Source organism: Microbacterium sp. MYb54, from assembly GCF_002979515.1.
Lineage (GTDB): Bacteria > Actinomycetota > Actinomycetes > Actinomycetales > Microbacteriaceae > Microbacterium.
The window spans coordinates 1-16,134 of the sequence record NZ_PCPA01000030.1; the positions used below are offsets into that span (position 1 = coordinate 1).

General features: G+C 69.3%; 9 protein-coding genes and 2 pseudogenes. 7 read left to right on the plus strand and 4 right to left on the minus strand.

Going from position 1 to position 16,134, the window contains the following annotated elements:
• Positions 1 to 91 precede the first annotated feature (91 nt).
• Positions 92 to 976, plus strand: a complete 885-nt coding sequence (locus CQ040_RS19095; protein WP_028500893.1) for an ABC transporter ATP-binding protein — start codon at positions 92 to 94, stop codon at positions 974 to 976.
• Positions 973 to 2,061, plus strand: coding sequence for an ABC transporter permease (locus CQ040_RS19100; protein ID WP_105528351.1), 1,089 nt, complete (start codon positions 973 to 975; stop codon positions 2,059 to 2,061). The genes CQ040_RS19095 and CQ040_RS19100 overlap by 4 nt, the downstream gene beginning before the upstream one ends.
• Positions 2,062 to 2,152: 91 nt before the next feature.
• Here CQ040_RS19100 and CQ040_RS19105 read toward each other — a convergent pair whose 3' ends face one another.
• Entirely contained in the window at positions 2,153 to 5,623 is a 3,471-nt protein-coding gene (locus CQ040_RS19105) for a bifunctional proline dehydrogenase/L-glutamate gamma-semialdehyde dehydrogenase (protein WP_105528352.1), read from the minus strand.
• A 135-nt stretch (positions 5,624 to 5,758) separates the two neighbouring features.
• Between CQ040_RS19105 and CQ040_RS19110 the strand changes: the two genes are divergently transcribed.
• The 4 genes and pseudogenes from CQ040_RS19110 to CQ040_RS19120 all read left to right on the plus strand — a co-directional run bounded on the left by CQ040_RS19110 (position 5,759) and on the right by CQ040_RS19120 (position 10,673).
• Positions 5,759 to 6,667 (plus strand): LysR substrate-binding domain-containing protein, encoded by a 909-nt coding sequence (locus CQ040_RS19110; protein WP_105528353.1) that lies wholly within the window; start codon positions 5,759 to 5,761, stop codon positions 6,665 to 6,667.
• Between the two features lie 56 nt (positions 6,668 to 6,723).
• Positions 6,724 to 7,629, plus strand: a pseudogene (locus CQ040_RS21115) (transporter); the annotation flags it as partial.
• Positions 7,630 to 7,749: 120 nt separating this feature from the next.
• Positions 7,750 to 8,337 carry a nitroreductase family protein gene (locus tag CQ040_RS21120; protein WP_258131720.1) on the plus strand — a complete coding sequence of 196 codons (588 nt, stop codon included), beginning with the start codon at positions 7,750 to 7,752 and terminating at the stop codon, positions 8,335 to 8,337.
• A 59-nt stretch (positions 8,338 to 8,396) separates the two neighbouring features.
• Positions 8,397 to 10,673: an ATP-binding cassette domain-containing protein gene (locus CQ040_RS19120; protein WP_181157116.1), complete on the plus strand. Its 2,277-nt coding sequence runs from the start codon at positions 8,397 to 8,399 to the stop codon at positions 10,671 to 10,673.
• 151 nt (positions 10,674 to 10,824) lie between these two features.
• Here CQ040_RS19120 and CQ040_RS19125 read toward each other — a convergent pair whose 3' ends face one another.
• Both CQ040_RS19125 and coaBC read right to left on the minus strand, forming a co-directional pair.
• On the minus strand, positions 10,825 to 13,032 hold the full coding sequence (locus CQ040_RS19125) for an ATP-dependent Clp protease ATP-binding subunit (protein WP_105528355.1): 2,208 nt from the start codon (positions 13,030 to 13,032) through the stop codon (positions 10,825 to 10,827).
• A gap of 123 nt (positions 13,033 to 13,155) precedes the next feature.
• A complete protein-coding gene (coaBC, locus tag CQ040_RS19130; RefSeq protein WP_105528356.1) occupies positions 13,156 to 14,355 on the minus strand; it encodes a bifunctional phosphopantothenoylcysteine decarboxylase/phosphopantothenate--cysteine ligase CoaBC in 1,200 nt (399 codons plus the stop codon).
• Here coaBC and CQ040_RS21125 point away from each other — a divergent pair.
• Positions 14,348 to 14,689 (plus strand): annotated as a pseudogene (locus tag CQ040_RS21125) (NRDE family protein); the annotation flags it as partial. The gene coaBC and the pseudogene CQ040_RS21125 overlap by 8 nt on opposite strands.
• A 450-nt stretch (positions 14,690 to 15,139) precedes the next feature.
• Here CQ040_RS21125 and CQ040_RS19140 read toward each other — a convergent pair.
• Positions 15,140 to 16,114, minus strand: a complete 975-nt coding sequence (locus CQ040_RS19140) for a GlxA family transcriptional regulator (RefSeq protein ID WP_105528357.1) — start codon at positions 16,112 to 16,114, stop codon at positions 15,140 to 15,142.
• Positions 16,115 to 16,134 lie beyond the last annotated feature (20 nt).

Below are 16,134 nucleotides of genomic sequence, written 5' to 3' on the forward strand. Positions count from 1 at the left end.
GTCAGCCGCGGGGTGGATCCCGGGGAGTCCGCCGTGCGGGGGATGTCCTGGCGTACCGGCGCTCCGTAACGTGAGGGGCATGACCACAGGAATGCTCGAACTCTCCGGCATCACCAAGAGCTACGGCTCTCGGCGCGTGCTCGACGATGTGTCCTTCACGGTCGCCCCAGGGCGGCTCACGGGCTTCGTCGGCGGCAACGGCGCCGGCAAGACCACCACGATGCGCATCGTCCTCGGACTGCTGTCCTCGGACGGCGGCCAGGTGAACCTCGATGGTGCTCCGCTGACCGCCGAGGACCGCCGCCGCTTCGGCTACATGCCCGAGGAGCGCGGCCTCTACCCGAAGATGAAGGTGCTCGAGCAGATCGTCTACCTCGCCCGCCTGCACGGCTTCGGCAAGCCGGAGGCCACGGAGCGCGCGACCTCCCTGCTCACCGAGCTCGGTCTCGGCGAACGGCTGAACGACACGATCGAGTCGCTCTCGCTCGGCAACCAGCAGCGCGCGCAGATCGCCGCCTCGCTCGTGCACGACCCCGAGGTGCTCATCCTCGACGAGCCGTTCTCCGGCCTCGACCCGCTCGCGGTCGACGTGGTCGCCGGCGTTCTGCAGTCCAGCGCCGCCAAGGGCGCATCCATCCTGTTCTCGTCCCACCAGCTCGATGTGGTCGAGCGCCTGTGCGACGACCTCGTCATCCTCGCCGGCGGCACGATCCGCGCCTCGGGCTCGCGGGAGAAGCTGCGTGCCGAGCACGCCCGCGACCGCTACGAGCTCGTCTCGGCCGGAGACGCCGGGTGGCTGCGCACCGAACCCGGGGTGACGGTCGTCGACTTCGAGGGCGGCTACGCCCTGTTCGATGCGGACGGCCCCGAGACCGCGCAGCGTGTGCTGCAGTCGGCCGTGCAGCGCGGCGATGTCGCCAGCTTCGCCCCCAAGCATCCGTCCCTCGCCCAGATCTTCAAGGAGGTCATCCAGTGAGCACTCCCGCCCCCGTTCGCAGCTCGAACGGCATCTGGCTCGTCGCCGAGCGCGAGATCGGCTCGAAGCTGCGCAGCAAGGCCTTCCTGATCTCCACCGGCATCCTGCTGGTCCTCGCCCTCGCCGGCATCATCTTCGGTGGCTTCGCGAGCAAGAACACCGACGCGATGCCGGTCGCCGCGACCGCGCAGACCGCTGCCGCCGTCTCGGCCATCCCCGGCGTCGAGGTCACCGAGGTGGCCGACCGGGCCGCCGCCGAGAAGCTCGTGCGCGACGACAAGGTCGACGCCGCGGTACTGGAGGGCGACGGGCCGTCGGGCTACACGATCATCGCGCTGCAGGATGCTCCGAGCTCGCTCACCGCTGCGCTCTCGGTGTCGCCCGAAGTTGTCATCCTGGAACCGGTGACCACGAACCCGGCGCTGCGGTACTTCATCGCGATCGCGTTCGGGCTGGTCTTCATGATGGCCGCGGCGACGTTCGGCGGCACGATCGCGCAGAGCGTCGTGGAGGAGAAGCAGACCCGTGTGGTCGAGGTGCTGCTGTCGGCGATCCCGGCGCGCACACTGCTCGCCGGCAAGGTGATCGGCAACACGGTGCTGGCGATGGGGCAGATCCTCGCCCTGGCTGCGGTGGCCACGATCGGGCTGATCGTCACGGGTCAACGCGAGGTGCTCACGACGCTCGGGGCACCGATCATCTGGTTCGCGGTGTTCTTCCTGTTCGGGTTCATCCTGCTGGCGGCGATGTTCGCGGCCGCGGCGTCGATGGTGTCGCGTCAGGAGGACATCGGTTCGACGACCACCCCGATCACGATGCTGATCATGGCCCCGTACATCCTGGTCATCGTCTTCAACGACAACCCGCTGGTGCTGACGATCATGTCGTACGTGCCGTTCTCGGCTCCGGTCGGCATGCCGATGCGCCTGTTCGTCGGCGAGGCGCAGTGGTGGGAGCCGCTGCTCAGCCTCGTGATCCTGCTCCTGAGCTGTGTGGCGGCGATCGTCATCGGCGCGAAGATCTACGAGAACTCGCTGCTGCGCATGGGCTCGCGGGTCAAGCTCTCCGAGGCACTGCGCGGCTGACACCGCGCACCGAGAAAGCCCCCTGCTCCGCATCGCGCGGGGCAGGGGGCTTCTCTCTTGTCAGCGAACCGTCTCGGTGGAGAACCTCGGGTCAGATCACGCCGTCGGCGAGGGTGGTCGGGTTGCCGAAGCGGTGGTTCGTGATCGACACGGCCTGCTCGTGCAGGAACGGCAGCATCTCGACCCGGCCGGCACCGGTCACGGCGTGCGACCAGACCGCGACATCGGGGCTTCCGTCGAGCGCCTCGTGCAGAGCCGCGGCGTCGCCGCCGACGAGACGCACGCGGTGCCAGGAGTTCGCGGCCTTGGCGTAGCGCTTGGTCCACGCGGCGTCCGACTCGTGCTTCACCGTCACGCCGTGCGCCCGCAGCGCCTTCTCGACGCGCGAGGGCAGGGCCGGAGCCGACACCGTGAACGGGCTGCCGCTGCGCAGGGCGGCGGCGAGCACGCGGATGCCGTCCACCAGCGGGGCTTCGTCTGCGATGCGCACGTCGACCGCGACCGGGCGGTAGCGGAAGAGGTTGCGCTCGACCCCGAGTCCGGACTTGTCGCTCACCGCGCCGAACTCGTCGACCCAGGCGCGCTCGTCGGATGCCGCTGCGCGGTGCAGCCATTCGGCCTCGACCGCGTCGATCTCATGCCCGGCAGCAGCCAGCAGCGCATCGACGACGGGAACGACGGCAGCTCCTGGCGCGGCCGCCGGAAGCTCCGACGGCGTCCACTCCCCGAGACCGAAGAGGTAGTTCGGTCCGCCGGCCTTCGCGCCCGCACCGACAGCCGAGCGCTTCCAGCCGCCGAACGGCTGACGCTGCACGATCGCGCCCGTGATGCCGCGGTTCACGTACAGGTTGCCGGCCTCGACGCGGTCGAGCCAGGTGGCGACCTCGTCGGAGTCGAGCGAGTGGATGCCGGCGGTGAGGCCGTAGTCGACCGCGTTCTGCAGGCGCAGGGCCTCATCGAGGTCCTTGGCGTGCATGATGCCGAGCACCGGGCCGAAGAACTCGGTCAGGTGGAAGTACGAGCCCTCGCGCACACCGGTCTTCACGCCCGGCGTCCACTGCTTGCCATCGTCGTCGAGCTTGCGCGGCTTCACCAGCCAGCGCTCGCCCTTCTCCAGCTTCGTGAGCGCGGTGAGCAGCTTGCCGTTCGCGGGCTCGATGATCGGACCCATCTGGGTGGCCGGGTCGTCGGGCAGACCGACACGCATCGAGGTCACGGCATCCACCAGCTGACGCTCGAACCGCTTCGAGTCGGCGACCGACCCGACGAGGATCGCGAGCGACGCCGCGGAGCACTTCTGCCCCGCGTGCCCGAACGCGCTGCGGGCCACATCGGCGGCGGCGAGATCGAGGTCGGCGGAGGGGGTCACGATGATCGCGTTCTTGCCGCTGGTCTCGGCGAGCAGCGGCAGGTCGGAGCGGAACGAGCGGAACAGCTGCGCTGTCTCGTACGCACCAGTGAGGATCACGCGGTCCACCGCGGGACCGGCGACCAGACGCGTGCCGAGGTCGCGCGACGCCAGGTCGACGAGCGCGAGCAGGTCGCGCGGCACACCGGCGGCCCACAGCGCCTCGACCATCACGGCGCCGCAGCGCTGCGTGAGCTTGGCCGGCTTGATGATCACGGCGGAGCCCGACGCCAGACCCGCGAGCACACCGCCGGCGGGGATGGCGACCGGGAAGTTCCACGGCGGCGTGACCACGGTGACCTTCGAAGGCACGAACTCGGCACCCGAGACGGTCTCGAGGTCTTTCGCGCGCTCGGCGTAGTAGTGCGCGAAGTCGATGGCCTCGCTGATCTCGGGGTCGGCCTCGGCGATGGTCTTGCCCGCCTCGTGAGCCATGATCTCGATGAGCTGACCGCGGCGTGCGGCGAGCTCGTCTCCGGCACGGTGCAGCACGGCGGCGCGGTCGGCGGCCGGCAGCGCCGCCCATTTCTCGGCCGCGGCGGTCGCTGCGGTGAAGATGCCGTCGAGCTCGGCATCCGTCTCGACCTTGGCCAGCGCGATGCTGTCCAGGCCCAGCGTCGATCCCACCGAGCGGCCGAGGATCTCGCGACCCCACGCGCGGTTCGCGGCGATGGCCGGATCGGTGTCGGCCTGGTTCTCGAAACCGGTCGTCGTGCCGGCCGGCACTGCAGCGGTACGGTCCTGCACGCGGTGGGCCGCCGGGACGTACTGCGGCTCATCGGTCGCGAGCGCGGCCAGCGAGCGCTCGAACCGCTCGCGCTCCCGGGTGAGGAGCGTCGGGTTCGAGGCGAGCTCGAACACCGCCGACATGAAGTTCTCCGGGCTGGCGTTCTCTTCGAGGCGGCGCACGAGGTACGCGATCGCCACGTCGAACTCGGCCGGGTTCACGACCGGGGTGTAGAGCAGCAGACGGCCGACGTCCTTGCGGACGGCCTCGGCCTGGCCGGTCGCCATGCCCAGCAGCATCTCGTACTCGACGAGGGGGTCTGCACCCGTGGGGTCGGCCACCCCGCGCGCCTCGGCGAGCAACCAGGTGTAGGCGATGTCGAACAGGTTGTGGCCCGCGACGCCGATGCGCACGGCATCCAGTCGCTCCGGCGTCATCGCCCAGTCGAGCACCCGCTTGTAGTTGGTGTCGGAGTCCTGCTTGGTGCCGTAGGTGGCGAGCGGCCAGCCGTGGATCGCGGCGTCGACCTCTTCCATCGCCAGGTTCGCGCCCTTGACGACGCGCACCTTGATCGGCGCTCCGCCCTTGGCGCGGCGGGCGGTGGCCCACTCCTGCAGATGCTGCATGGCGCCGAGAGCATCGGGCAGGTAGGCCTGCAGCACGATGCCGGCTTCGAGGTTCTCCAGCCCCGGCTGGTCGAGGATGCTCGTGAACGCCGCGATCGTCAGGTCGAGATCGCGGTACTCCTCCATGTCGAGGTTGATGAACTTGGCCTTGCCCTTGGCCTCCGCCTTGGCAGCGAGCTCGTACAGCGGGGTGAGCTTCTCGACGACATCGGCCACGGCCTCATCGAACGACCACATCGACAGCTGGCTCACGACGCTGGAGACCTTGATCGACACGTAGTCGACGTCGTCGCGGGCGAGGAAGTCTCGGGTGCCCTGCAGGCGGTGCCCGGCCTCGCGCTCGCCGAGCACGGCCTCGCCGAGAAGGTTGAGGTTCAGGCGGTTGCCACTCTTGCGCAGCTTCGCGATCGCGGGGCCGAGCTTGGAGGGCGTGGCGTCCAGCACGAGGTGTCCGACCATCGCGCGCAGCACGCGGCGCGAGATCGGCACGACGACACCGGGGAGCTTCGGCGCCCAGAAGCCGCCCGTCTTGATCGCGGCGCGCAGGTAGCCGGGCAGCAGCGCCGGGGTGATGTCGCTCAGCTCGGCGAGCTTGCGGCCGGCGACGCGCAGGTCTTCCGGACGCATCACGCCGTCGACGAAGCCGACCGTGAACGCGAGTCCGTTCGGGTCCTTGAGCACCTCGGACAGGCGCTGGGCGGCAGGCTCGACGGGGTGCGTCTCGCTCTCGACGAGCCAGCGCTGCACCAGGGCGGCGACGTCTTCGGTGCGGGGGGTGGTGGTGTCGGCGGCGACAGGCATCGGTGGGACCTTCCAAGAGAGCGCACACCGGGGTTTCGTGTGCGGGCTGGTTCATTGTCCTGCCGCTCGGTAGGCTCCGTCTATCAACCGATTTGCGTGGATTCTGTTCACTCAAGCTGAACGAAGGATGCCGCCGTGCTGGACGTGAACCGACTGCGGATGCTCGTGGAGCTCTCGCGCCGTGGAACGCTGTCGGCCGTGGCCGATGCCCTGTCCTACAGCAAGGCCTCCGTGTCACAGCAGCTGAGCGCTCTGGAGCGCGACGTGGGCGTGCCGCTGCTGCGTCGCGTGGGGCGCGGGGTGCAGTTCACACCGCAGGGAAACGTGCTCGTCGCCGAGGCCATCGGCATCCTCGATCAGCTCGAGCACGCCGAGGTCGCGGTCGCCGAATCGCTCACCGAGGTGACGGGAACGGTGCGCATCGCGGTGTTCCAGTCGACGGCGCACTCGCTCCTCCCCCGCGGGCTCGAAGCCCTCAAAGACCGGCATCCCGCCCTGCGGGTCGAGGTCACCGAGTGCGACCCGGAGACCGGACTGGTCGGGGTGTCCAGCCGCGACTTCGACCTGATCCTCGCCGAGCAGTACCCCGGCCGCACGCGCCCGATCCACGCCGACCTCGACCGGGTGGTGCTCGCACACGACGCGATCGCCCTCGCCCGACGCCCCGGAGCCGCCAGGCACGCGGATGCCCTCGCGGAGCTGTGGTCGACCCGCGAGGAGCCCTGGGTGCTCGAACCCGCCGGCACCGCGTCTCGCGCCTGGGCCGAGCAGCTCTGCCGCACCGCAGGGTTCGAACCCGACGTGCGCTTCGAGATCGCCGACCTCACCGCCCACGTGCGACTGATCCACGCCGGGCTCGCCGTCGGGCTGCTGCCGGAGCTCGTGTGGGCGGGCGACACCCCGACCGTCGATCTGGCGCCGCTCCCCCATGAGCCGCGGCGCGAGATCTTCTCCTCCGCACGGCGGGTGTCGGCCGACGCCCCGTCGATCCGCGCGGTGCGCAGCGCACTCGCCGACGCCGCATCGCACAACCTCCCGGTCTGAGCCCGGCCGCACTCCCCTGCCGTAACATGTGAAGTGTTACCACGAGGAGCGATGCCATGCAGAACCGCCCCGGCAGCATCGACCGGGTCCCCCTGAACACCTTCGCGATCGCTCTGGGCATCACCGGAGTCGCCTCGACCTGGTCTGCGGTGACCGCCGTCGCCGCCATCCCGCCCCAGCTCGCCCAGATCTTCTGGGCCCTCTCGGCCGTGGCGACGGTCTGGCTGCTCGCCGCTCACGCGGTCAGAGGACACCGGAGCGGGAAGCCGCTGCGGGGTCAGCTGCGCGATCCCGCCCAAGGGCCGCTCGCCGTCATCGTGCCACTGGTCGGGATGCTCATCGGCGCCGATGCCGCATCCTGGCTCCCCGCCGTCGGGGCGACCATCGCGATCGCGTCGATGATCGTCACGGCCGGGTACTCCGGCTGGCTCGTGAGCACCTGGATGACCGGGCGGATCGAGCTCGGCGCCCTCCACGGCGGCTACACCCTGCCGACGGTCGCCGGCGGATTCATCACCGCGAGTACCGCTGACGCGCTCGGCCTGCACGGGCTCGGCTGGGCGGCCTTCGGCGTCGGATGCTTGTTCTGGGTGATCATGACCACCCTGCTGATCGTGCGCATGGTCAGCCGCCCACCACTGCCGGACGCGCTCGTCCCGACCCTCGCCGTGCTCATGGCCCCGCCTGCGGTCGGAGGCCTCGCACTTTTCGCCCTGACCGATCAGGTCGCCTCGCCGTCATCGTTCGCCTTCGCTGGCGTCGCGGCGATCCTCGTCATCGCGCAGCTCGCCGCCCTCCCCCGTTACCGCCGCCTCCCCTTCACCCTGGGATTCTGGTCCTTCACATTCCCGGTCGCGGCGGTCGCGACCTACGCCATCGTCTGGCTCGACGTCGCGCACACGCCGTCGGCCGGGGTGCTCGCGATCATCCTCGGCATCGGCGTGACGCTGTTCGTGGGGGCGATCGGAATCCGCTCGCTGGCGAGACATCCGGCCATCCGGGAATATGCATGCACATGCATCTGTTTGTTCCCGTGTACCCGGACGAAGGAGTCCGATCCACTCCTTCCGAAAGGCACTTCTGTGAGCACTCCCGTGATCGACCGCACCGCACCGACCGAGCACCCCGTCCTCGACGTCCTCGCCGGCCGCTGGAGCCCCCGCGCCTTCGACGCGCAGAACTCGATCGACGAGGCCAAGCTCGCCACCGCCCTCGAGGCCGCGCGGTGGAGCCCCTCCGCCAGCAACTCGCAGCCCTGGCGCTTCATCGTCGCTCGTCGCGGCACCGCGCTGCACGCGCAGGTCGTCGACGCGCTGATGGGCTTCAACCAGGCGTGGGCCGGCAATGCCGCCGTACTCGTCGTCGCGGTCGCCGAGACCACCGACGCCTCGGGCACCCCGATCACGCACGCGCTCTACGACCTCGGTCAGGCCGTCGCGCACTTCTCCGTCCAGGCCCACCACGACGGCCTGCTCGTGCACCAGATGAGCGGCTTCGACCCCGAAGTGGTCCGCGAGTTCGCCGACCTCGAGCCGCGCTTCGTGCCCTTCACGGTCTTCGCCGTCGGCGAGTTCGGCGACATCGAGGCCCTGCCCGAGGTGCTGCAGGAGCGCGAGGTCGCCCCGCGCGTGCGTCGTCCGATCACCGAGACGGTCATCCTCAGCGCCTGACCCACGCTCTCTCCGAACGGGGCCTCCGGATTGTCCGGGGGCCCCGTTAGCGTGTGCGGATGGACCTTCTCCGCATCACGGGTGCGCGGACGAACAACCTCCGCGACGTCTCCGTCGACGTTCCCAAGAAGCTGCTGACCGTCTTCACCGGCGTCTCCGGCTCCGGCAAATCCTCCCTCGTGCTCGACACGATCGCCGCCGAGGCACAGCGGCTCGTCAACGACTCCTACTCGACCTTCATCCGCGCGCGACTGCCGCAGATGCCGGCGCCCGACGTGCAGGCGATGGACGGCCTGACCTTCACGGTGCTCATCGACCAGCGCCGGTTCACGGGCAACGCGCGCTCGACCGTGGCGACCGCGACCGACCTGGCCTCCCTCGTGCGCCTCGTGTTCTCGCGCGTCGGCGAACCCTCGGCCGGTTACTCCCCCGCCTACTCGTTCAACGATCCATCCGGCATGTGCCCGACCTGCGAGGGGCTCGGCACGGTGTACGACATCGACATCGACGCGCTGATCGATCCCGAGAAGAACATCGACGAGGGGCCGGTGCGGTTCAGCCTGTTCCGTCCGGGCGTGTACCGGTGGAAGCGCTTCGCGTACTGCGGGCTGTTCGACCGCGAGAAGCCCCTCAAGGAATACACGGCCGAGGAGATGGACCAGTTCCTCTACGCCGACAAACTCAAGCTCGACGACCCCGATCCGCGGTTTCCGCAGAGCGCCCGGTTCGACGGGGTGATCACGCGGATGCGCGACGTCTTCCTCAAGCAGCGCCCGGTGAAGATGTCGGCCTCGGTGCGCGAAGAGCTCGATCGGCTCGTGACCCACCACACGTGCCCGGACTGCCACGGCGCGCGGGTGAACGAGGCCGCACGGGCGAGCCTCATCGACGGACACTCGATCGTGGACTGGATGCACATGCCGGTGGCCGAGCTGCACGCGCTGCTCGACGAGTTCGACGACCCTCGAGTGGCGCCGGCGGTCGGGGGCATCCGCCACGTGCTCGATGCTCTGCTCTCGGTCGGCCTCGGCTATCTCACGCTCGACCGCGAGTCGGCCAGTCTGTCCGGCGGCGAGGCCCAGCGCGTCAAGATCGTGCGCCACCTCGGGAGCGCCCTCACCGACGTCACCTATGTGTTCGACGAACCCAGCACCGGATTGCACCCTGCCGACATCCAGCGGCCCGTGGCCCTGCTGCAGCGCCTGCGCGACGCGGGCAACACGATCCTCGTCGTCGAGCACCACCCGCAGGTGATCGCCGTCGCAGACCACGTCGTCGACCTCGGGCCCGGGGCGGGTTCCGCCGGCGGGATCGTGCAGTTCGAAGGAGCGCCTGCAGCACTGCGCGGCAGCGACACCCTCACCGGACGACTGCTCGCCGCGCCGCTGCGGCTCGCCAGGTCGACACGTCAAGCACGCGGGAGCGTCACGGTGAAGGATGCGCGATCGCACAACCTCTGCGGGTTCGACGTCGACATCCCGTTCGGTGTGCTCACCGCCGTCACGGGGGTCGCCGGTTCGGGCAAGAGCTCCTTCGCGACCGCTGAGCTGCCGCGCCAGCACCCGGAGTTCACCGTCGTCGGGCAGGATCCGTTGCGGGGCGGAGCCCGGTCGACGACGCTGAGCATCCTGCGCATCGCCGATACCGTGCGCGAGGTGTTCGCCGCAGCATCGGGCCTCGACGCATCGTGGTTCAGCTTCAACTCCCGGGGGGCCTGCCCCACCTGCCGCGGACGGGGCCACATCACGACCGAGCTCGCGTTCCTCGACGACGTCTCCCTCCCGTGCGATGCCTGTGGCGGACTGCGCTTCAACCCGACCGCGCTCGGGGTGCAGGTCGACGGCGCATCGATCGCCGATGTGCTGGCCTCCACTCCCGCCGAGGTCAGCGCGCTCTTCTCCACACATGCCGACGTGGTCGCGGCCCTCGATTGGGTGCAGCGCACCGGCTTGAGCTACATCCCGGTCGGGCGCTCGCTCGACACCCTCTCCGGCGGCGAGAAGCAGCGGCTGCTCCTGGCCCGACACCTCAGCGACCCGCAGCGCGACCGGGCGGACCTCATCGTCCTCGACGAGCCGACCTCAGGCCTGCACCCCGACGATGTCGACACCATCAACCGTCTCTTCGACGATCTGCTCGACGAGGGCGCGACCCTGGTCGTCGTCGAGCACAACCTGCGGGTGGTCGCCCGCGCCGATCACATCGTCGACATCGGCCCCGGTGCCGGGTCGGAGGGAGGCCGCCTCATCTTCACCGGCACGCCGGCGGAGATCGTGCACGACGAGCGATCACTCACCGGGAAGGCACTCGCCGCAGCTTCTCACCTGCACCGCTGAAGAGCGGAAGCCCGAAGCGCGACGACAGGAAGCCCCGAGTCGAGACGACGAGACGAGACGAGACGACAGAGGGACCCGCAGATCATCCGCGGGTCCCTCTTCGCTGTTCGACTCAACTCAGCTATCGAACAAACTCAGCCGTCGAGCGAACTCAGTCGAGAAGCTCGGCTTCGATCACGTCGTCATCGTCGACCTCGGGTTCCGGCGTCGCCGAGGTGAGGACGAGGCCCGTGCCGTCGGCGGCCATGTCGACGCGGACGGAGTCCCCGTCGTGCACGCCACCCGAGAGCAGCGCGGTGGCCAGCTTGTTCTGCACCTCGCTCTGGATGAGGCGGCGGAGCGGACGCGCACCGAACATCGGGTCGTACCCACGTTCGGCCAGCCACGACCGGGCGTCGGGGGTGACCGCGAGCGTGAGCCGGCGATCCTTCAGACGCTTGTGAAGCTGGTCGATCGAGAGCTCGACGATCTGCGCGAGGTCGTCTTCGCTCAGGGCCGAGAACATCACGATGTCATCGAGTCGGTTCAGGAACTCCGGGCGGAACGCCTGGCGCACGAGAGCCATGACCTGGTCGCGCTTCTCATCGGGTGCGAGCAGCGGGTCGATGAGGATCGGCGAGCCCAGGTTCGACGTGAGGATGAGGATCACGTTCGTGAAGTCGACCGTGCGCCCCTGTCCGTCGGTCAGACGACCGTCGTCGAGCACCTGCAGCAGCACGTCGAACACCTCGGGGTGCGCCTTCTCGACCTCGTCGAGCAGGATGACACTGTACGGGCGGCGTCGCACGGCCTCGGTCAGCTGACCGCCCTGCTCGTAGCCGACGTACCCGGGAGGGGCCCCGACGAGTCGGGACACCGAGTGCTTCTCGCCGTACTCCGACATGTCGATGCGCACCATGGCGTGCTCATCGTCGAACAGGAACTCCGCGAGCGCCTTGGCGAGCTCGGTCTTGCCGACACCGGTCGGCCCGAGGAACAGGAACGAACCGGTCGGACGACCGGGGTCGCTGATGCCGGCCCGCGAGCGTCGGACGGCATCCGACACGGCCTTCACGGCATCCTTCTGTCCGATCAGGCGCTTGCCGAGCTCGTTCTCCAGGTGCAGGAGCTTCTCGCTCTCGCCCTGCAGCAGCCGCCCGACGGGGATGCCGGTCCACGCGGCGATCACGGCGGCGATGTCTTCGTCGGTGACCTGCTCGTTGACCATGCGGGGTTCGTCGCGCGTCGCAGCCTCGGCCTCCTCAGCCTCGGCGATGTCGCGCTCCAGGCGCTTGATGGTCTCGTACTCCAGCTTCGAGGCCTTCGTGTAGTCGGCGTTGCGCATGGCGAGGTCTCGCTGAGTGATGGCGTCGTCGAGCTGCTTCTTCAGGTCGCCGACCCGGTTCAGCCCCTGGCGCTCACGCGCCCAGCGGGCCTCGAGCTCGGCGAGCTGGCGCTCCATGCCGACGAGCTGCTCACGCAGTGCGCCGAGGCGCTCCTTCGACGCAGCATCCTTCTCGCGCTTGAGCGCGAGCTCTTCGAGCTTCATCCGGTCGACCTGGCGCTTGAGCTGGTCGATCTCCACCGGCGAGGAATCGATCTCCATCTTGAGCCGGGACATCGACTCGTCGACCAGGTCGATGGCCTTGTCCGGCAGCTGCCGCGAAGGCAGATACCGATCCGACAGCGCGGCAGCTGCGACGAGGGCGCTGTCCGAGATCGTGACACCGTGGTGGGCCTCGTAGCGCCCCTTGAGTCCGCGGAGGATCGCGATCGTGTCCTCGACCGTGGGCTCGCCGACGTAGACCTGCTGGAAGCGGCGCTCGAGAGCAGCATCCTTCTCGATGAACTCGCGGTACTCGTTGAGGGTGGTCGCACCGATCAGCCGCAGTTCGCCGCGGGCCAGCATGGGCTTGAGCATGTTGGAGGCCGCGACCGAACCTTCGCCGCCACCCGCGCCCATCAGCACATGCAGCTCGTCGATGAAGGTGATGACCTGCCCGTCGGACTCGGTGATCTCCTTGAGCACCTGCTTCAGCCGCTCTTCGAACTGCCCGCGGTACATGGCGCCGGCCACGAGGGCGGAGATGTCGAGCGTGACCAGCTCCTTGCCCTTGAGGGATTCCGCAACGTCCCCGGCGACGATGCGCTGGGCGAGGCCTTCGACGACCGCGGTCTTGCCGACACCGGGCTCACCGATCAGCACGGGGTTGTTCTTCGTGCGACGGGTGAGCACCTGGCTGACGCGTCGGATCTCGCTGTCGCGTCCGATCACGGGGTCGAGCTTGCCCTGGCGTGCACGGTCGGTGAGGTTGATGCCGAACTGCTCGAGGGCGGACTGCTGGTCTTGATTCTGGGAACCGGTCTGCGGGTTGGTCATGCGCTCCTCCTTGGAGATGCTCCTTCTGGTCGTCTCCCGCTGCCTGTTCAGGAGGCGGGATCAAAGTTGAGTGGTATTGACTCAAGTTTAGCACTCGACCGCCTTATCCTCCAGTCCGCGCGATCAGCGCTCGCGCACGATGGCATCCCAGATCGCGGCCGCGACAGCGCGCTTGGAGCCGGATGCCGCACCGGCCTCCTCACCCTTCGGCCCCAGGATGTGCACGGCGTTCTCGGCGCTCTCGAATCCGCGCTCCCAGCCGACCTCATTCACGATCAACAGGTCGACACCCTTGCGCTGCTGCTTGCGGCGAGCGCGGGCGAGCAGTTCGGCCTCGTCTTCCGGGGTCTCCGCGGCGAAGGCGATCACGAGTTGCCCCGGCTTCCGCGACGAAGCCAGAGCGGCGACGATGTCCTCGTTCTCGACCAGCTCGATGGCCGGCACTCCACCGCCCTCCTTGGTGAGCTTGCGCTCCGACACCACCGCAGGTCGGTAGTCAGCGACCGCCGCCGCCATCACGACCACATCGGCATCGGTCGCCTCCCGCTTCATCGCCTCCGCGAGCTCGGCAGCAGCGCCCACGCGCACGACGCGGATCGATGGATGCCGCACCTCGGCGAGCACGTCGGCCGAGATGTTCGCCGACACCAGGGTCACCTCCGCACCGCGCGCGGCGGCCTCAGCGGCGAGCGCCGTCCCCTGCCTGCCACTGGACCGGTTGCCGAGGAACCGCACCGGATCGATCGGCTCGCGCGTACCGCCGGCCGAGACCACGATGCGCACACCGGCCAGGTCGCCGGGAGACAGCAGCGCTTGAGCCGCGGCGAAGATCTCCTCGGGCTCCGACATCCGCCCCGGTCCGCTGTCGCCACCGGCGAGTTCGCCATCGGCAGGACCCACGAGGTGCACGCCGCGCTCCCGCAGCGTCGCGATGTTCGCCTGCGTCGCCTTGTTCCGCCACATCTCCGCGTGCATCGCCGGCGCGATCAGCACCGGGGCCTCGGTGGCGAGCAGAGTCGTACCCAGCAGGTCGTCGGCGAGGCCAGCGGTGATCTTCGCGATCGAGTTGGCCGTCGCCGGCGCCACGATCACGAGCTCCGCGGCCTGGCCGAGGGCGACGTGGCGCACCTTCGCCACGTCGTCGTGCACGCTCGTGGTGACCGGGTGCCGGCTGATCGCCTCCCAGGTCGGCAGCCCGACGAAGCGCAACGCGTCTTCGGTGGGCACCACGGTCACATCGTGCCCGCCCTTCGTGAGCAGGCGCACGAGGTGCACCGTTTTGTACGCGGCGATGCCGCCTGTGACTCCGACGACGATGTTCACGTCTCGATTCTGCCCCACTGCTCCGCGGCATGGGCCGGCGCGCAGTCTGCGATCTAGACTTGGCACCGTGTGCACGGTCGTGATCGATGTCGAGAATGCCGGTTCCGCACGACTTCTGGCGGTCCGAGATGAGGATCCCTTGCGGGCCTGGGACTCCCTCGGCCCCTGGTGGCCGGAGGATCACCCCGGCGTGGTCGGGATCCGCGATCGCCGTGCCGGCGGCGCCTGGCTCGCCGCGAACCCCGCCGAACGTCGGCTCGCCGTGCTGCTGAACCGCGCCGACGTGGCCGACCTCCCGGATGCGCACGCCGTCTCCCGCGGCTCCCTCGCACTCGAGTCGGTCCAGGGTCGCTCACCCGTGGCCCCACTGCCGATGCACGGGTTCAATCTGCTCGAGGTCGGCCCCGATGGTGCGCGGGTACTGTCCTGGGACGGCGCCGAACTGCGCGAGACACCCATCGTCCCCGGCACGCACATGATCGCCCACGACGACCTCGACGACGAGACGACACCGCGGATCATGGCGTGGCTGCCGGAGTTCCGCGCCCTGGGCCCGACAGCGGACAGCGCGGACTGGACGACCGAGTGGACCGCGCTGCTCGCGTCGTCGGCAGAGCTCCCGCCGGAGGATGACCGGGCCATCATCCGCGACAACCGCACCCACGGCTACCCCACGCAGTCGCTGCTCTACTGCATCGCCTCGGTGACTGCTGAAGGTATCGATGTGCGCGATGTCGCGCTGCCCGCCCCGGCCCGCTGGACCGAGCAGTCGGGGTCGACCCGCTCAGGCCGCCGGCACCGCCGACTCCTCCGCGCAGGAGAACCGCGCGCGGTAGGCCGTCGGCGTGATGCCGAGCACTCTGGCGAAGTTCTGCCGGAGCACGGCCGCCGAACCGAAACCGCACTCATCGGCGATGTGCTCGAGCGGCAGGTCAGTGCGCTCGAGCATGCGCTGCGCGTGGATGATGCGCTGACGCGCGAGCCAGGATGCAGGCGTCGCGCCGTATTCGGCCTTGAAGCGGCGGGCGAAGGTGCGCGGCGACATCAGCGCCCTGGCTGCGAGCTGATCGACACCGAGATCGTCGCGCAGATGCTCGACCGCCCAGTCGGCGACCGCGGCGAGCGAGTCGGTGGGCACCACGGGGATCGGGCGGTCGATGAACTGCGCCTGGCCACCGTCGCGCTGCGGAGGAACGACCATCCGGCGGGCGATGCGGTTGGTGAGCTCGGCGCCGACCTCCTGCCGGAGCAGGTGCAGGCACGCGTCGATCCCGGCGGCCGTGCCCGCGCTCGTGATGATCTTGCCGTCCTGCACGAACAGCACGTCGGGGTCGATGTCGATCTGCGGGTACATCGAGGCCATGACGTGCGAGTACATCCAATGCGTGGTCGCTCGACGGCCGTCGAGGACGCCTGCGGCGGCAAGGATGAACGATCCGCTGCAGACGCTCATGACCCAGGCGTTGCGGGCGACCGCTTGCCGTGCGAGGTCGAGCAGGAGCGGATCGATGTCGCCCCAGCTCTCTCGAGGAAGGGGGCAGAACACCACCAGGTCGGCTTCATACGCGAAGGCCAGGTCGTTCTCGACGTTGACGGAGAAGCCCATCTTCGACATCACGACCCCCGCACGGGGTGCCACGATGCGGAAGTCGAAGTTCGGCACACCGTCGTCCGACCGGTCGAGACCGAAGGCCTCGCAGGCGACGCCGAACTCGAAGGGTGCGAACCCGTCCTGGATGACACAGGCGACCGTCTTCATACACGCTCCCGATTGGCAGT